Origin of the sequence: Pseudoalteromonas sp. S3785, assembly GCF_005887365.1 — a bacterium.
Taxonomy (GTDB): Bacteria; Pseudomonadota; Gammaproteobacteria; order Enterobacterales; family Alteromonadaceae; genus Pseudoalteromonas.
In genome coordinates this window covers 36,596-53,983 of record NZ_PNCT01000040.1, presented here as the reverse complement: position 1 = coordinate 53,983, position 17,388 = coordinate 36,596, and the positions used below count along the sequence as shown (strand labels likewise).

Annotated in this window: 15 protein-coding genes; 6 read left to right on the top strand and 9 right to left on the bottom strand. The window is 42.1% G+C overall.

Annotated features, from left to right (window positions below; translation table 11 throughout):
• The first annotated feature begins 11 nt into the window (after positions 1-11).
• From CWC17_RS11070 to CWC17_RS11060, 3 genes are all read left to right on the top strand, one after another.
• Complete coding sequence (locus CWC17_RS11070; protein WP_138612896.1) at positions 12-1,799, top strand: alkaline phosphatase; 1,788 nt, start codon at positions 12-14, stop codon at positions 1,797-1,799.
• 162 nt (positions 1,800-1,961) lie between these two features.
• Positions 1,962-2,675, top strand: a complete 714-nt coding sequence (locus CWC17_RS11065) for a hypothetical protein (protein WP_138612895.1) — start codon at positions 1,962-1,964, stop codon at positions 2,673-2,675.
• 266 nt (positions 2,676-2,941) lie between these two features.
• Complete coding sequence (locus tag CWC17_RS11060) at positions 2,942-3,223, top strand: hypothetical protein (protein ID WP_138612918.1); 282 nt, start codon at positions 2,942-2,944, stop codon at positions 3,221-3,223.
• A gap of 125 nt (positions 3,224-3,348) precedes the next feature.
• Here CWC17_RS11060 and CWC17_RS11055 read toward each other — a convergent pair whose 3' ends face one another.
• The 9 genes from CWC17_RS11055 to CWC17_RS11015 form a co-directional block, all read right to left on the bottom strand.
• Positions 3,349-5,238 (bottom strand): monovalent cation:proton antiporter-2 (CPA2) family protein, encoded by a 1,890-nt coding sequence (locus tag CWC17_RS11055; RefSeq protein WP_138612894.1) that lies wholly within the window; start codon positions 5,236-5,238, stop codon positions 3,349-3,351.
• Between the two features lie 95 nt (positions 5,239-5,333).
• Positions 5,334-6,227, bottom strand: a complete 894-nt coding sequence (locus CWC17_RS11050; protein ID WP_138612893.1) for a DUF4097 family beta strand repeat-containing protein — start codon at positions 6,225-6,227, stop codon at positions 5,334-5,336.
• 204 nt (positions 6,228-6,431) lie between these two features.
• Complete coding sequence (locus CWC17_RS11045) at positions 6,432-8,960, bottom strand: TonB-dependent receptor plug domain-containing protein (RefSeq protein ID WP_502704913.1); 2,529 nt, start codon at positions 8,958-8,960, stop codon at positions 6,432-6,434.
• A gap of 281 nt (positions 8,961-9,241) precedes the next feature.
• Positions 9,242-10,087 (bottom strand): DUF4198 domain-containing protein, encoded by an 846-nt coding sequence (locus CWC17_RS11040; protein WP_138612891.1) that lies wholly within the window; start codon positions 10,085-10,087, stop codon positions 9,242-9,244.
• A gap of 34 nt (positions 10,088-10,121) precedes the next feature.
• Positions 10,122-10,631 (bottom strand): DUF2271 domain-containing protein, encoded by a 510-nt coding sequence (locus tag CWC17_RS11035; protein ID WP_055015524.1) that lies wholly within the window; start codon positions 10,629-10,631, stop codon positions 10,122-10,124.
• Complete coding sequence (locus tag CWC17_RS11030; RefSeq protein WP_138540474.1) at positions 10,631-11,263, bottom strand: PepSY-associated TM helix domain-containing protein; 633 nt, start codon at positions 11,261-11,263, stop codon at positions 10,631-10,633. Before CWC17_RS11030 ends, CWC17_RS11035 begins: the two co-directional genes overlap by 1 nt.
• A 121-nt stretch (positions 11,264-11,384) precedes the next feature.
• Positions 11,385-11,783 carry a YbaN family protein gene (locus CWC17_RS11025; RefSeq protein WP_138612890.1) on the bottom strand — a complete coding sequence of 133 codons (399 nt, stop codon included), beginning with the start codon at positions 11,781-11,783 and terminating at the stop codon, positions 11,385-11,387.
• Between the two features lie 128 nt (positions 11,784-11,911).
• The gene (locus CWC17_RS11020) at positions 11,912-13,231 is read right to left on the bottom strand and encodes a porin family protein (RefSeq protein ID WP_138612889.1); all 1,320 of its coding nucleotides are present in this window, start codon (positions 13,229-13,231) and stop codon (positions 11,912-11,914) included.
• Between the two features lie 101 nt (positions 13,232-13,332).
• Positions 13,333-13,815 (bottom strand): MarR family winged helix-turn-helix transcriptional regulator, encoded by a 483-nt coding sequence (locus CWC17_RS11015; protein ID WP_004586011.1) that lies wholly within the window; start codon positions 13,813-13,815, stop codon positions 13,333-13,335.
• Between the two features lie 437 nt (positions 13,816-14,252).
• On the opposite strand from CWC17_RS11015, the gene CWC17_RS11010 reads away from it, so the two are divergent.
• From CWC17_RS11010 to CWC17_RS11000, 3 genes are read left to right on the top strand one after another with little or no spacing between them, the layout of a single operon-like run.
• Positions 14,253-15,104 carry a D-hexose-6-phosphate mutarotase gene (locus CWC17_RS11010; RefSeq protein ID WP_138612888.1) on the top strand — a complete coding sequence of 284 codons (852 nt, stop codon included), beginning with the start codon at positions 14,253-14,255 and terminating at the stop codon, positions 15,102-15,104.
• Positions 15,105-15,133: 29 nt separating this feature from the next.
• Positions 15,134-15,667 (top strand): PH domain-containing protein, encoded by a 534-nt coding sequence (locus tag CWC17_RS11005; protein WP_055015529.1) that lies wholly within the window; start codon positions 15,134-15,136, stop codon positions 15,665-15,667.
• The gene (locus tag CWC17_RS11000; protein WP_138612887.1) at positions 15,660-17,204 is read left to right on the top strand and encodes a PH domain-containing protein; all 1,545 of its coding nucleotides are present in this window, start codon (positions 15,660-15,662) and stop codon (positions 17,202-17,204) included. Before CWC17_RS11005 ends, CWC17_RS11000 begins: the two co-directional genes overlap by 8 nt.
• Positions 17,205-17,388 lie beyond the last annotated feature (184 nt).

Below are 17,388 nucleotides of genomic sequence, written 5' to 3'. Positions count from 1 at the left end.
TGGCGGCTAACATGAACAAATTAACAGTACTTTCTTTAGCAGTAATGGTCGCGCTTGCAGGTTGCAGTGACGACGACAAAGACGAGAATAATATTCTCGCGGTAGATAACACCATTGCCGTAGGCTCTGAGCAATGCGTTAACGGCGGAGTAGAAACTCAAACTGGCGTAGATACAAACGGCAACGGTGTGCTAGATAGCGACGAAGTGACCTCTTCTAACTTAGTGTGTAACGCACCTGCTACATCACTTACCAGCGAGCAACTTGCATCACTAACAAGCAATGCATGGTTTAGCGGTGCACAAGCACAGCTTGAAAAAACACAGCAAGCAAATGCAAGTGTGGTTACCGAGTCAGGTAAAGCTAAAAACGTTATTTTATTTGTCGGCGATGGTATGGGTATTTCTACCGTAACGGCTGCACGTATTTTAGCTGGCCAGCTTGAAGGCGGCTTAGGTGAAGACTACCAGCTAAGCTTTGAAAAAATGCCGTATTCAGGTTTTGTAAAAACCTACAATGTAGATGCACAAACGCCAGACTCAGCAGGCACTATGACGGCAATGGTATCAGGTGTTAAAACCGATGTGGGCGTAATCGGTGTAGATGAAGACATTGAACGCGGTGTGTGTTCAACAGCCCAAGGTAATGAGCTAGTGACCTCGCTAGAACTTGCAGAAATTGCCGGTAAAGCAACGGGCCTTATTTCAACGGCGCGTATTACTCACGCAACCCCTGCAGCAACGTATGCTAAATCGGCTGACCGTAACTGGGAAGATAACTCAGATATGCCAGAGGGCACAGAAGCCTGTGAAGATATTGCATCGCAACTGGTTAACTTTGAAGCCAACCTAGAAGCGCGCTTTGCTGGTATTGATGTAGATGGCATAGACGTAGTAATGGGCGGCGGTCGTCGTCACTTTTTACCAAAAGATGCCGCAGCGAACTCAGCCGATGCAGTAAGCGCAGTAGAAGGCGATCGTACTGATGGCCGCAACCTAGTAACCGAGTGGCAAACAACTTACCCAAGTGGCACTTACGTTATGGACCAAACTGGTTTTGATGCAATCAGCGACGATGCCACTAAAGTATTTGGTTTATTTAACGAGTCGCACATGCAATACGAAGCCGACCGCGCAAACGATGTAGCGGGTGAGCCTTCGCTTAGCGAAATGACCGAAAAAGCAATTAACGTGCTTGATAACAACGACAATGGTTTTTTCTTATCGGTAGAAGCAGGGCGTATTGACCACGCTCACCATGCGGGTAATGCCTACAATGCTCTAAACGATACAGTAGAGTTTGCAAAAGCTGTGCAAGTGGCAATGGAAAACACCAACCCTGAAGAAACGCTAATAGTAGTCACTGCCGATCACAGCCACGTATTTACCATTGCAGGTTACCCTAAACGTGGTAACCCAATATTAGGTAAAGTAGTGGCCGTGGGCGAAACCGAGCCAAGTCTTGCTGCCGACGATATGCCATACACCACAGTGGGCTACACCAACGGTGGCGGCTTTAGGGATTTAGGCGATGAAACCGATGCCGATGCCTCTTACTTAGCCGCACCGGTGACAGGGCGTGTAGATTTATCAGACGTTGATACAACCACGCCGGGCTTTCACCAAGAGGCACTTGTACCACTTGGCTCAGAAACTCACGCAGGTGAAGATGTGGGTGTATACGCAATGGGCCCAGGCGCTCATTTAGTAACAGGCACAAATGAGCAAAGCTTTTTATTCCATGTAATGGACTTTGCGGCTGACTTAGTTAAAACAGCTGATGAAAAAGTAACGCCGTAACATACATAAAAGCGCACTTTTTAAATATATAAAGTGCGCACATAGCATGTGTATTTAAAAACAACTCGTACCCTGTGCGAGTTGTTTTTTTATGTCATAAAAATGCCATTGTAAGTCGTTATTGTATGGCTATTACAGTGATGTTTAAAAAGAGATAATTTAATGAAACTCGCATTATTTTTAATGGCAACGCTTGCCAGTACCAGCACGTTAGCGCAGCAATGTGATATTGATAGCGCACAGTTAAAAGCCAACTATAAAATTACGAATACTCATAACCATGAGCAAAGCACACAGTCACTAACGCTTTGGCGTAATAACTCGCAAGTAGCGCACCAACGTGAGGTTATTACAGAGCTTTGGCAGCACTTAGCTAACAAGCAAATTCGCCCAATTCGTTATTTTAATGCCCAGCAACGGGGTATTGAGTATCAGCCATCTGAGGTACGCGGTGTACAAAGTTGGAGCGCTAAAAATCAGCTGGTAGATACGCATTTAATTGAAAAAATGACCCTAGTTAACACCCAAGGCAACGGCTGCGATGAAGTAAAAAACTACACACTTTCTGAGGGCGACAACCAATTTAAACTCGCTTTATTTACTAAATCAAACTTGGTTAAAAGCTTTAGCGTAACCAATAAAAAAAGCGATACACATACTTTGCTAAGCCTTAACGAGGTAAACAGCAATAAAGCAGAAATAACCGCACAGTTTGCCAAATGGGATCGCTTTCAAACCATCGATTATGCTGACATTGGCGATAATGAAAACGACCCGTTTTTAGCAAAAATGCTCAACCTAGGCTTTATAGAACACGGCGCAACGGGGTTTTATAATCAGCAAGGTAAAGCGATTCAAGGTAGGCACCATCATTAGGTTTTAGCGTTTTTAAATGTAGTAGCTCATAGCTGAAAGGATGATCGGTTATGAGTTACTTCACGAGTTAATACAGTCAGAACAATCAAAATACTATCAGGCAGCTTTCCTTTTACTTATCAACTAACCCTTCCACCAAAGCACATTTATAATTGGTAAAAATTTATACAATTTGTTATTAATAGAAGTTCACACTATCTGGACGTTTAGTGAAAATAAGTAAATTTCCTTTAGTAGAGCTGTTATATGCACAAGGAGTATTAGCATTGTTTAATAAATTAATTCCAATTTCATTAATAGTTTTATTATCAGCATGCGGTGCAACTCACTCACCCTCATACCAAAAAGACAGAGCACCTGAAAATAGAGATCAATATAGCGGTGCGGAAGGTATGACTCAGTATCAAAAAGACCAAAGCCACCTTATGAGTAAAGAATTATCTGATAAATGTAAAAAAGCTAAAGTTGATCTGGCTATCGCAAAAACTAATGAAGACTCTAAAGAAATCCATAAACAAAATTCATTAATTAAGAGTACATGCGTATAACGGTTTTATTTCGAGTAGGGCAAAATTATTCAAGAAAACTAAGTCTAACAAATCACAGACGGCTACTTCGTAGCCGCCTATTATTTGGATCTTACAACTAATAATTCAAACTCAACCGCCTGACACTACTCAAGATGAGAATCATCAGGCTTTTTAGGCCTATCAGCTAGCTCTGTTAGGCCGTCTTCACAGTCGCCGCTGTCGCAGGTATTTAAATCACTTTGTGCCTGCTTGTCTTGTTGCAGTACTTGTTTTAAATCTTCCATACGTTGGCGCACGGCTACGCCGTAGCTGGCGTCGTCGCCCCACAGCTCGGCAAGTTGCACAACCGCAGCGCGGTCATGGTCTCTAAATAGTTTTCCGGCGCGCTCGGCATCTTCTTTATTGTTACCTAACAGTTCAAGCGCCTCTACTGCAAGGTTAATGGCTGAGTCGACCGTTTCGCGATTAAAGGCATCTACTTTTAAGTTAAGCATTTGATACGCATGGCGGCGGTCGATGGCGCGGGCAACAATTTTAAGCTGCGGGTAGTTTTTATGCGCAAGTTTAATAATTTCGAGGGTTTTATCTGCATCGTCTATGGCGACTACCAGCATTTGTGCGGTGTGTGCGCCTGCGGCTTCAAGCAGCTCTTGGCGGGCAGCATCACCATAAAATACGGTATTACCAAAGCGGCGAAGGAGTTCTATTTGGCTTGGGCTGTGATCAAGTACAGTAATGTCGTAGCCTTGCGCGTGCAGTAAACGGCCCATAATTTGCCCAAAGCGCCCGTAGCCTGCAATTATAACGTGTTTAGCTGTGCTAATTTGCTCGGGCTTGTCGAACTCAGGCGCGCTGTTACTGGTGCGTTTTTGTAGCTGCTCATAAACCATTAATAACAGTGGCGCAACCAACATTGAAACAGCCACCACCAAGGTCACTAATCCTGTTTGCTCTGGCGTTAAAATGCTTAATGTGGTGGTTACGCTTAGCAGTACAAAGGCAAATTCGCCGCCTTGTGCCAGCGCTAAAGAAAACAGTAAACGCTGCTTTTTACTAATATTAAAGGTGATGGCAAGGGCAAATAAAATGCAGGCTTTTACTACAATAAGCAGCGCAACGAGTGCAATAACGGTTGTAAATTCATCCGCTAGTAATTCAAAGTTGATTGATGCGCCCACGGTGATAAAAAACAACCCTAAAAGTAGGCCTTTAAAGGGTTCTATATCGACTTCTAGCTCGTGTCTAAATTCGCTTTCGGCAAGCACTACACCGGCTAAAAATGTACCGAGCGCCGGAGATAAACCAATGCTTTGCATCACTAGCGCTATGGCCACTACTAAAAACAGTGCAAAAATAGTAAATATTTCGCGCATGTGGGTTTGTGCAATGTATCTAAATAGCGGCGCCGATACATATTTACCGCCAGCAATAATAGCGGCAATAACCGCTACCGATACGCCTACTTGCTGCCATACCGGCCAGCTTGCAATAATGGAGTCGCTAATTTCTTTTGAGCTACTTTGCGGTGCAAAAGCCAGTAGTGGTAGGAGTGCTAAAATAGGAATAATGGCGATATCTTGAAATAATAAAACCGAGAATGCATTTTGTCCGGCTTCTTGTTTTAGCCAGCCTTTTTCTTCAAGGCTTTGCAGCACAATAGCGGTTGATGACAGCGCCAGCATTAAACCTATTGCGAGGGCTGTTTGCCAGTGCATGGTAAAAAACCAATAACAAAATGCAAAAATAGCTGCAGCGGTTAGTACCACTTGTAAGCCGCCAAGTCCTAATATTGAATGGCGAAGCTTCCATAAACGGGCGGGTTGTAGTTCAAGGCCGACCAAAAATAGCATCATCACTACGCCAAATTCGGCAAAATGCATTACATCAGTTTGATCGCCCACCACACCTAAGGCATAGGGGCCAATAAGTATGCCCGCAATTAAATAACCAAGTACCGAGCCAAGCCCAACACGCTTGGCAATAGGTACAGCCACAATGGCCGCCGCTAAGTAAATTAAAGCTATTTCTAACACGCGTATATCCTAATAACATCAAGGTTTTTAGCATGGCTTAGTGGCTTTAAAAATACAATGGGTCATGTGGCTGAAAATGGAGCATTTAGTCATAATTAATCCGCTACTTTTACAGGGCCGCTAATGTTATCAATACTTACATCGCCTGAGCCCGATTCGGTAATAGTAAGCCCCTTAGCGTGGTTTACACGAATATTGCCCGAGCCATCTTCAATAGTGACGCTTGCTTGCACGTATTCGATAACTAAATCGCCAGAGTTGTCGTCTACATCTACGGCACCATTAATGTTATTAATGGCCATGCTGCCTGAGCCGTCTTCAACAGTTAAGGTGCCGCGTACATTGCTAATGCGCATATCGCCCGAGCCATCATCAACAACTGCATTGCCGTTTACGTTATTAATATTTAGGCTGCCAGAGCCGTCGGTAAGTGCTAAGTTGCCCGTGATGTTTTCAAGGGTTATATCGCCTGAGCCATCTTCAATGGTGAGGTTTTTAGCGCTGTTTATAGATAAGCTGCCAGAGCCGTCTTCTACATTAATGTTATTTTGCATGGCGCTTATAACAATATCGCCAGAGCCATCATCAATATCTAGGTTTAGCTTGCTTGGCACGGTTACAACTACATCTATATGTGGCGATTGGCCATTATAAAAGTTAATACCATTTTGGGTTTTATTTTGGGCAACAAGGTTTGCCTGTTTACCGTTTTGCTCAAGGGTTAGCTCGTATTCGTCGTCAATATCGGCTGTATAAATTGTGGCATCAACACTTATGCTGGTGACATTGGGTGAGCCTTTAATTTCAAGTAAGCCTGCACCGCTTAACACATTTAAGTATTCTAAATTATTGCTTGGCAGTGAAAGCTGTTGAGTTTGCTTTACTGAGGCAACGCTTGGCGATATATGAAACACACAGCCGCTTAATAATAAAATGCCGCCAATAAGTGAAAGTGGTTTTGTAATGTTAGATACAGTTGATGAGCTCATGTTTAGTCCTTTGTGTTTGTTATTTATGCTTGTTTTGTATAAGCATAGTAGAGCAAAAACGAGACCAACTATAAGTTATTGATTTTATTGATGTGTCAGGAGTGTTTAAAAAGCAGGTTTACTAATGGTTGGTTAAAAACACTAAATGTTAGCAAAAAGGATGCACATGGCATCCTTTTTAAGTGTTTGCTTTTAGGTTAATTATTAAAAGCTGTAAGTAATATTACCGTATAGGAAGCGCCCGTCTAATCCGTACGGTGCATATGGCGTGTACGGGAATATTTGGCCAAAGTCAGAGTAACCAATGTTATCTACCGTGGCTTGCGGGTACTGATCGAACAAGTTGTTTGCACCTACTGCAAATTTCCAGTATTCGTCTGGGCGGTAGGCCACTTCTAGGTCGGTGATCCATTTAGGGTCTATGTACTCATCGCGATCGGCGGTAGTTGAAATATCAGCCACTTCACCGTAGCGCGTTGCACGAAGGGTGGTTTGCCATTCGTTAAAGTTCCACACTGCTGATAGATTCCATTTGCTATCTGGTGTGCCTTCTTCAAAGCGGCCTACTTCACGGCGTGCAAATACCACGTAGTCGTCGCCGAGTGAGTTTAGCTCGCTTGGGTTGTCGTCTACGTGTGTTACTTCGGTATCGTTAAAGTTAGCGGCTACGTTTAAGCGTAAGTCACCTAAATCGCTTAAATCTAAGTTGTAGGTAGCAACAATATCAACACCTTGCGTGCGCGAGTCGATGGCGTTAGTAAAGTAACGTACACTTTCTGTATTTAGCTCACCGGCATTTTGCAGTATTTCTACTACAGCATCGCCCTCTAGGTTTTCAGACAATACAATACGGTCATCAATATCTATGCGGTATGCATCTACAGTTAGGCTAAAGCTGCCTTGCGTGTACATAAAGCCAGCCGTTACGTTGACTGATTCTTCAGCATCTAACTGCTCTGCACCAAGTGCTTGCGCTGCTGTTGAATCGGTTGGGAATAAACCAACTTCAAACGGTTGGTTGTTCTCAAGTACGGTAGATATTTGTTGGTACGAGCTTTGTGCAAGTGATGGTGCACGGAAACCTGTACTGATTGCACCGCGCAGCGATAGGTTTTCGTTAATGCTGTAACGCGACGCAAGTTTAGAGGTAAACGTATCGCCAAAGTCGGTGTAGTCTTCGTAACGCCCGGCTAAAACTACGTTCCAATCTTCTGTTAGGTAAGTATCAAATTCTACAAATAAAGCGACATTATGGCGGCTTCTATCAGTAACGCTTTGTGGGCTAAAACCTGCAAGTACTTGTGCGCCACCGGCTGCGATTGGGTTGCCGTCGCTATCAAGCGCAGTAATGTAAGAGGCTTCTTCGCCTTGCTCAATTTTGTAGCTTTCGTGGCGGTACTCTGCACCTACTGTAAAAAATACGTCGTCAAGTAAGCCAAAATCAAAGGTGGTATTTGCTGTGGTGTTAACTAAAAATTGGTCATAAACCAGTGCGCCGTTGTCAAATTCGGTTGGGCTGTCGGCACCTAGCGATGTATTTATACTATTTACAACGCCAAAACCAAAGTCGTTACGGCCGTAGTTGGTACTTACATCCCATGTCCATTCGCCTGTTTCGCCTTGTAGACCTAAGGCAAATGAGTAATCTTGTACGTCGGTTTCAATTTGCGGTAAAAAGCCGTCTGGGTACACTTCTAACACGTTGCGGCTGTCTTTTGCACGGCGGTAAAAACCACCTGAGTTGCCTTCACGTTTTGAGTAGCTACCAAACGAGTACAGGTTATAGCCGTTATCAAAGTCGTAACCCATGTTGTAAAACAGTGCGTAGTCTTCAAGGTCTGCTTTACCAAAACGGTGATTGTATCGGTCGATGGTAAATTCGCGTGGGTCTAGGCTGCCATCTTCTAGGCGATCGTATTGCTCGCGCGGGTCAAAGCCAGAGCGCTGTGTTGAGTCGTTATCGCGGTACTCAATAGATACGTTTACAAAGCCGTTATCTAAAAGCTCAAAACCCGAGTTTGCGCTAATTGTACGGCTTGCGCCGTCGTTTACTTCGCGGTCGGCACCGGTATTAAAAGCAAGGTTGCCATCGGCGTCGGCGTAGGTGTTTTCTAGGTTAGGTACACCTGCCATTTGCGTGTCGTATTCACCGTAGGTTACGCTTACGCTGCCGCCTTCGGTGGCATCTTTAAGTACAATGTTAATTACACCGGCAATAGCATCAGAACCGTATTGCGCTGCTGCGCCATCACGCAGTACTTCTACGCGTTTAATGGCTGATGTTGGGATCATGTTTAAATCAACCGCTGTAGAACCACGACCTACTGTGCCACCTAGGTTTAATAAGGCGCCTGAGTGACGGCGTTTACCATTAATAAGTACTAAAGTGTGATCGGGTGCTAAACCACGTAGTACAGCAGGTTTTGCGTGGTCGGTGCCATCTGCAAGTGTTGCACTTGGGTAGTTAAAACTAGGCACTTGGTTTGCTAATACTTGGCTTATTTCTAGCTGACCCGTACTTTGCATATCGCCGCTGGTAATAATATCTACAGGTACGGTACTTTCGGCAATACTACGCAGGCTTCTGCGGGTACCGGTAACCGAAATCACTTCAATACTTTCTTGTGCTTGAGTATCTTGTTCTGCGGCAATTGCAGGAGAATAAGACGCGCCAAGCGCAGAGGTAACGGCCAGACTAAGTGCTACTTTTTTAGCTGATAATTGCTTTAACATGATGTTGATTCCCTTAAGGGCTGCTGACTATTGATTTTTAAAAGGAGCGCATAATATAGAAGGCGCTACTTGTGTGCAAAGATAAAAACTGTCTAAGTTATTCTAAGTTGTTAACATATAAGGTCACTGTTTACGTGTGTTAAAGATGTTTAGATCGCTGCAGTTGCAATCTTGTGTCGAATGGCTGCAAATTCAAGGTAATTGTGAGGAAAATTTGGGGATAAGTAAAAAGGCCAAGCAAGTGCTCAGCCTTTATAAGGTGCTAACCTACGTGAATAAAATTATTCAGGCGCAACTTCAAGTGTTGTAAATAAAGCATAACGACCTGCGTCTACACCTTCTTCGTTTACTTTAACTTTGTTAGAGGTTTCGATTAGGTATAGGCCTGGCTCTTTCCATGTTGTGCTAAACATGCCGTTTTTGTCGGTTGTTACTTTTACTTCGCCACGTTCGTTACGGTAGCGTGTATCGCCTTTTAAAATGCTTACTTCAATGCCAGAGCCTGCAGGCTTACCATCTTGTAGTAACTGAAAACGTGCTTGCTCGCCAACAAATAAATCGTTTGGATGTGTTGGGCCGCTAAGCTCAAGGCCTAAACCTAGTTGTGCAGGCTTAGAAGTACCGTTACGGCTTACAAATGTATCTACTGTAGAAATAACCTTAGTTGTGGTTACATCTTTTGCGTTGCTTGGTAATTTAGCATCTGACTTTTTACCAAATACGCGCTTGCGCTTACCTTCTTCGTTTTTGTAAAAGGTCATGTACATTGGTTTTTGCGTCATGGCAATGTGGTAAGTGCCTTCTTCTTTTAGGCTTACCGCTGCTGAGCTTTTACGCTTTAGGTAATAAGCACGAATGGTGTCAGATACTTTTTCACCGTTTGGTGCAAGGGCCATTAGTAGTGTGTCGTCGTACTCTGCGCCTTTTTCTTTTGGCTTATAGGCTTTGTCGGGTGCAAATATTTCGTTAGAAATACTCGCGTCAATCATTACGTAATGTGCTTTATCACCAGAAAGTGACGTGTGAGATGGTAGTAACCAGCGGCTATGCGCGTTTGCCGATGTAGATACCAGCGCCGATAAGCTAAGTGCGCCAATTAAAGCCGTTTTTAATAAATTAATTTTCATTGTATTTCCTTAAATTCAAATGATTAAGCAGCAGCTACTTAGTGCTTACGGTGACAAAACTGGTTGAAAATTCTTTTTTACCTTCAATGGTCACTTTGCCAGCTTGTGATAAATCAAGTTCTATACGGCTGTAATCACGGCCGCCTTCTTCGCGTACAACTTCAATGTTTAAAAGGTATTTGCCAGGTTTTACGGCATTGCCGTCTAAATCTTTACCTTGCCAGTCAATGGTGTAAGTACCAGCACGCTTAGTTGCACCGCTTATACCGTCAAAGTTAATGTCGGTTTTACCCGCTTTACGCCACCATTGGCGTAAATCTTTAAACCATTCTGCTTTTTGTACCCATAGCGCAAGCGTAGTTACGTGTTTACGCTTTGGCGTTTCTAGCCAAACAGCTACGTAAGGGCGGTGGTAAGGTTGTACATCTAAATCGGGTAGGGTGAGTTCAATCTCTAACTGTGGCGTTTGCGCCTGCGCAGTTGCTTGAAACAATGCGGCAACCATTAATAATGCTGCGCTTAGTACCGTACTTGCTTTTAACATTAAGACACTCCTTTAATTTGTGGCACCCAACATAGGTAAATAACCAAAGGCGTTGCAATGCCTAAAACGGTTATCCATATTCCTGCTAAGCGTTTTTTTCTGTTTTGAAATAAAATAATCATCCCAGTGATTGAAAAAATAATCATCAATACTGCTGAAATATCAATAACCCAGCTCCATACTTCACCGGTGTAGCGACCTTTATGTAAGTCGCCAATTAGGCTTAAAAAACCACCTGTTTGGTAATCTAAATTTAGCTCGCCGGTTGTAAAATCAAGCTCTGCGTAAGCAAAACCTGCGGGTAGTGGGTAATCGAGCATAACCAGCGCGTCTTCTTTTTCCCACTCAATACTTTTAACGTTGGTTAAAGAGTATTGCTCAGCAAGAAACGTTTCTATGTCTGGATAAAGCGTTGGCAGGGAATCTAGTTGTGCATTCGCTTTTGTGACTAATTTTGCTGGAATAGTCGCAGTTACTTGCCCATTATTTTTATCGTTTTTAAGCCAATCAACATGGTTAAGCACAATGCCGCTAACACAAAATAAAATAAGCAAAAAAAACAAAGCTGTAGAAATATAAATATGCAGTGCACGGCTTGTGCTGTACAAAGTACGCTTATTAATAAACGCCATAAAAACAGTAATTAAGTTAAAGTTACAACATGATAATCATTTGCATTAACTATTACAAATTTACTTACTTAACTTTACATTAAATTTTTGGCTAAACGATGTGTGCAAACAAAAGGGGTGACTATTTAGCGCTAGGCGGGTGCGAGGGCCTTAAAATTAGGTAAATCATTACAGCTATTTCAATTACGCCAACAAGGTAAATAACCCAAACAGGGGCGCTTGAGTAAAGCAAAAACACAAAGCCAATTAACATACCAATTGCGGCGTAGCATTTTGCTTTAACTGGCACTACTTTATGCGTTTGCCATTGTTGTAAGGTAACGCCGTAACGAGGGTGGTTAAGCAGCCAATGTTCAAGCGCCGGCGATGAGCGAGTAAAGCAGGTAAGCGCAAGAATAAAAAAAATGGTAGTAGGCATAACGGGCAGCACAATACCAATAATGCCAAGCGCAACAAGTAATAAACCAAGCGCTTTAAGCCATAAGTTTTTATAACAAATAAATACTGCTTTTATATTCACTTAGGCTCTTTTAAGTAAGGGTTGTTAGTTAGGATTGTAGGCCAAATCGTTGTAAAATCTAACCCTATAAATGCAAAAAAGGGCAAACTAAGTTTGCCCTTTTAAAATACCAAATATGTTTTACTTATTTAGAAGTAGTAACCTACGTTGATGTTAAAGCGACGTTCTGTGTCGCCATCACCAATAATTGTTCCGCCAATGAATGGCTGGTTACGCGCTTGAATAAAGTCAAAGTAGGTAAATAACGGACCTGCCGATACACTCATACCGGTTACGTTCATCCACGTATTTGCGCTGTCGTCAGATTTGTCGTAAATAATGCCGTAGTCGTTATAAAATTGCACGCCAGTTACTGGGCCCCAATCAAGTGATAGGTCGTATGCTACGTTGAAGTTAGTCATCGTTGCTTCGCTTGATACGGTATCGTAGTAATCAAATGCGCCAACTACAAAACGGTTGCTGTTGTCGTCTAGGTCGTAGTCGTATTCGCCGTGCTGAAATTGAATATTCCAGTTATTAATTTGGCTGTTTACGTGGAACGCCCATGCACCGTAGTTACCAGCGCGGTCGTTACCATCATGTAGGCCACCACTTAAAAGTGATATACCCACATCTGTTTTAGCGTTTTCGCCATGCTCAATTTGATACACTGTACGACCAGCAAAGGTGTTGTATTCACCAAGGCGAGAACCAGGGGCATCGTATGTGCCTTCGGTTGTTGCACGGCTACCTACAATATCGAAAGAGTAACGTTCGTTAACTTCAGAGCTGCCATCAACACCGCCTACTTCATCATTTTTGAAAAAGCCCAGATCTAGTTTCCAATTGTCTTTAAGTTTGCGGTTTACTGTTACACCTAAATCGAAGTCGTCTTCTAGGCCAACGTAGTAGTTAGTGCTAAAAAAGTAGCTGTGTGAGTTGTATGGGCCGTTACCAAACGGTACAGGTGCAATACCGGCTTGCGCTTCCCAGCCATCTGTAAATTCGTAACCTAAGTATGCATACTTAACAATGGTCATGTAATCGTAAAAACGAAAATCACCATTTACAGAAATATCGCTAATTTCGCCTGATAAGTTAATGCGAAATACTTCAAAGTCTAAATCGCCGCCACGGTCTTGTGTGTCTTCATCGTATGAATTAGTGCTGTAGTTAAAGCGTACGGCACCGCCAATTTTAATGCCTTCGTCTTCTTGCTCAGGCGCAGCTTGTGCAACAACAACTTCTTTGTTGTCGGCTTTTTTACTGATTTCGGCAACTTGTTGTTGGTGTTGCTTGTTGATTTGGCTTTGCTTTGATTTTTCATCAGCGAGCTGCTGTTCAAGCAACTGCATTTGTTGCTTAAGTTGCTTTAATTGGTTGTGCAGTGTGTCAAGTTCGGCTGCGTGAGAAGTGCTTGCTGCACCACCAAGCATAAGTGCTAGTGTTAATTTTGAGAGTTTAGTCATTGTTGATGCTCAGATTGTGTTTAAAAAATAAAAAATTCAAGGGGCCCAAAAGCCCCTTACGAATGATGTAAGAACTAATTTAAATTTATTTTTTTTATTTTTTATTTATTTGGTGTTTGAGTTAACGCGCCTACCTCTAACAGAGGTGATGCGTCTAACTTATCAGCATCCATCATTGCTGCAACGCGTTGCATAGATGAAAGCAATAAACTTTGCTCCCATTCTGCAAGTGCAGAAAACTTTTCAATAAAGTGTTCTTGCAGTGGCTGTGGCGCTTTTTCTAGTAACTCTTTCCCTTGCTCGGTGAGGTATAAGCTCACTCGGCGTTTATCCATTTGACTACGAACGCGTGTTACAAGGTTTCTGCTTTCTATTCTATCAAGAATATTAGTCACAGTAGCCGGGCTTAAATTAACATTCTGAGCTATACGGCTAGCGGTTATTCCATCGGTGTGCGCTACTTCTTGCATTATAAGCAATTGTGGGCCTGTTAAACCTGATGTTTTATTTAGCTGCTTAGAATGTAAGTCAATCGCACGGATTACTTTACGTAAAGAAACTAATAATTCGTCATATTTTTGCATTTGCTTATCTCGTCGATGGGCCAAAGGTGTGCCGTAATCGCGAAATGTTACACATCAAATAAATTGAATTCAAATAATAAATTAAGCTTAAGCCCATGTTCATTGGTTTTTATTAGTTTGAGCAGAAACTAAAATAGTATAACTTTGTTTAAAACTTATTAAATGTTATTAGCATATTGTTTGCATTGTGGTGCGCACACTACGTATGTTGAGAATAATTGGCAAGTCTTATGGTGTAGACTTTAGTATTATTCATAACAGCTGTTGCTAATTAGTAATTGTTTGTAAGTTAGCTGTGTATGTATTAATCGCCAATGAACAAATTTCAATCCACAAAGGTCAACACGCCCTAGTAAGTATAGCGTATACTTTACACATGCATTATTGTTTATATGTACATGTTAAAAATCTTTAATATCAGTATTGTAGGGAAAAACATGAAATTATCGCCATCAGTTAGCATTGAACAAAGCGAAACCGGTCTAGAGTTTATAAAAGTAGCGAGCTCAAAGTGTGATGCAAAAATATTTTTGCAAGGTGGGCAAATTACCGAGTTTATCCCAAAAAATAACAAGCCACTTATTTGGGTATCTAACAACGAGACGTTTCAAGAAGGGGTAAGCATTCGCGGTGGGATTCCTATTTGTTGGCCTTGGTTTGGTAACCATGAAAACCAAGATTGGCCAGCGCATGGCTTTGCACGTACCAGTTTATGGCAAGCTGACGAAGTGCACGAAAGTGATGAGTACATTACAATTAGCTTAAACTTACCCATGAAATTAGTTAACCCAACGTATTGGCCTCATCACTCGGCGTTAAAGGTTGAGTTTGTTTTGAGCGAGCAGTTACAGGTGCGTTTAACCACAACTAACTTAAGCAATACTGCGTTTAGTTATACTCAAGCGCTGCATACTTATTTTCCTACCTCTGATATTAAAAATACGGTTGTTGATGGTTTGCAAGGCGCGCAATATATTGAATTTGGCGAAGGGCCTTTTGCTCAAAACGAACAAGTTAACTTTACCCGCGAAACCGATATGGTGTATACACAGGCTGCTGTCCAGCAGCACATTCATACCCCAGATGGGATTATTAATGTAAGCCGCGAAAACTCAAGCTCGTGTGTGCTGTGGAACCCATGGATAGAAAAGTCTAAGCGTTTATCTAATTTTGCTGACGATGAATACCTAAGCATGGTGTGTTTAGAAGCCGCCAATGTGTTAGAAGATAAGGTGACACTTGAGCCTAAGCAAAGCCATACGTTAGTTACTACGATCAGCTGGGCTTAACCGTCAGTAAAAAGGAAAGGTACATAAACGTGTTTAATAATCAGCAAATAATAGATTTACCAAAGCACAGTGAAATACAGCTCAACCCCTTAGCCGATAAAGCGTTATTACACGTGCAACTTAATTGGCTGGCGTTTTACATTCCTTTTTGCGCGGTATTGTTTGCTGTTTGTTACTTTAACGAAGCGTTTGCAAACAAAGCACAAACCTACTTGCTAATAGGTGTGCCCATTTTAATTTTGCTTTCAATGCTTTATAACGCCGTGAGTATTAAACTGCAGGGCTTTGCACTGCGCAATCACGATATTGCGTTTAAAAAAGGGGTTATTTGGCAGCAAATAACTATTTTGCCTCTCGCGCGTGTACAGCATATGGAAATTCACCAAGGCCCTATTGAGCGAAAACTAAAGTTAGCCAGTTTAAAGTTATTTAGTGCCGGCGGGGTCAGCGCTGATTTACAAATAAGTGGATTAACCCACGAGCAGTGTAAAAACATACGCCAGTTTGTACAAAACTATCGCCAAGACGACACACCCGCGCAGGTTGAATTAGCCAATGAGTAATACCATTAGCGAGGAGCAAAGTAGCTCACTACATTGGCAAAAAGTATCGCCTTGGGCGGTCGTGTATTTTGTGGTGTATTTTAGCATGCGCTTTGTAAAAGACGGGCTTTTAAACCTACTACCTATGCTTGTGGTGTTTGTTACACAAGTAGAAAACAAGCTGTTTTGGGCGCAAGTAGCTGGTGCTACTGCATTAGTAACACTGCTAATCTATTCAATTTTGTATTACATAAATTTTAAGTTTTGCATTAGCGACGATCACGAAATTTTGCTTAACAAAGGGGTGTTTAAAAAAGAGCGCCTAACACTCAAGTTTTCGCGCGTGCAAAATGTAAATATTGCTGAGCCCTTTTATTTTACTCCTGTAAATTTAGTTAACTGTATTTTTGATGCCGCAGGCAGCGTAACGCAAGAGGCGGTATTGCCAGGTGTTACCAAAGCCTATGCTCAGCAAATGCGTAAACAAATTTTTGCCTTTAAAGCGCAGCAGCAACCCGACGAGCAAACCACCTCAAGTGAGCATTTTGAAGCAGAAAATAGCTTACGTATCAGTAATAAAGAAATTGCTAAATTTGGCTTAATGTCGAACATGGCTATATTAGCCATGGCCGCTATTGCGCCTTTTATAAATGTGTTGGTTGATTTTTTAGAGCAACAAATTATTGCTAAGGTTGAGGGGTTTTATCAGCAAGAGCTTGGTTTACTGGCAAGTGCAGCAACCTTTGCCATGATCACGCTTATTGCTTTGCTTGTTTTAATTGCTGTGATGCTGTCGGTAGGTATGTCGCTTATTCGTTTTTATAATTTTGAGCTTTACTTTAAAGGCCAAAAATTTAAACGCATTGCTGGCTTATTAGAGCGCCATCAGTTGTCTATGAGCATGGATAAGGTGCAATCGATTGTTATAAAACAAAACCTAATGGGGCGGTTACTAAAGCGTTTTACCGTTGAGTGCTTACAAGCAAGTGGCGGCGGTATAGCGGCGGGCGTGGCTGCTAAAAAAAATAAACAAACCTTAGTATTGCCAGTATTAAATAGCGAGCAAGTAGATAGTGTATGCCAATGGATTTACCCGTGGTTTAATAGCAAAAAACTGCAATTTAACGGCGCAGAACGTGCCTTACTTTATAAAAACTTGAGCCTTTATGCGTTAATTCCAAGCGCTATTGTGCTGCTAGGGTGCTACTTAGGTGACTTTAACCTTTGGTTTAGCGTGGGCGTATTACTTATTTTAGCGGGATTGGTGACGCTTGCTTATCAGCGTTATGGCTATTATTTGCATGAAGACAACGGCCGTTTTTACATGGTGGTACGCAAAGGGATGATAGGTGTGCATTACCGTGTATTTGAGTTGTACAAAGCACAAAGTGCACGCAGTATTAGTACCTACTTTATGCGCCGTGCGGGGCTTAAAAGCCTGTATATACAACTTGCATCAGGATTTGCATTTATACCCTATATAAAGCAGCAAGATGCTGATTATATAATTGATTTTACACTTTATCAGGCCGAATCAACGCAGCGTAGCTGGATGTAGTTATACCAATCGACTTACACTAATCCGCATAATTAAGTGATCTATTTTGAGGGTGGATAAACGTGTTGATAGCAAGGCCAAAAATTCGCTATTTAGGACAAGCTATTACTTAATTTAAAAGTTTATAAAATATACACTTTTATAAGCTTTGTTACATTTTTTTACTGCAACGTTGGCTGGTTTA

Excerpts from the sequence above, each read along its gene's own strand:
- CWC17_RS11035 (WP_055015524.1), bottom strand. The coding sequence starts at position 10,631 with ATGTTAAAAGCAAGTACGGTACTAAGCGCAGCATTATTAATGGTTGCC.
- CWC17_RS11045 (WP_502704913.1), bottom strand. The coding sequence starts at position 8,960 with ATGTTAAAGCAATTATCAGCTAAAAAAGTAGCACTTAGTCTGGCCGTT.
- CWC17_RS11065 (WP_138612895.1), top strand. The coding sequence starts at position 1,962 with ATGAAACTCGCATTATTTTTAATGGCAACGCTTGCCAGTACCAGCACG.
- CWC17_RS11010 (WP_138612888.1), top strand. The coding sequence starts at position 14,253 with ATGAAATTATCGCCATCAGTTAGCATTGAACAAAGCGAAACCGGTCTA.
- CWC17_RS11020 (WP_138612889.1), bottom strand. The coding sequence starts at position 13,231 with ATGACTAAACTCTCAAAATTAACACTAGCACTTATGCTTGGTGGTGCA.
- CWC17_RS11050 (WP_138612893.1), bottom strand. The coding sequence starts at position 6,227 with ATGAGCTCATCAACTGTATCTAACATTACAAAACCACTTTCACTTATT.
- CWC17_RS11015 (WP_004586011.1), bottom strand. The coding sequence starts at position 13,815 with ATGCAAAAATATGACGAATTATTAGTTTCTTTACGTAAAGTAATCCGT.
- CWC17_RS11040 (WP_138612891.1), bottom strand. The coding sequence starts at position 10,087 with ATGAAAATTAATTTATTAAAAACGGCTTTAATTGGCGCACTTAGCTTA.
- CWC17_RS11070 (WP_138612896.1), top strand. The coding sequence starts at position 12 with ATGAACAAATTAACAGTACTTTCTTTAGCAGTAATGGTCGCGCTTGCA.
- CWC17_RS11030 (WP_138540474.1), bottom strand. The coding sequence starts at position 11,263 with ATGGCGTTTATTAATAAGCGTACTTTGTACAGCACAAGCCGTGCACTG.
- CWC17_RS11000 (WP_138612887.1), top strand. The coding sequence starts at position 15,660 with ATGAGTAATACCATTAGCGAGGAGCAAAGTAGCTCACTACATTGGCAA.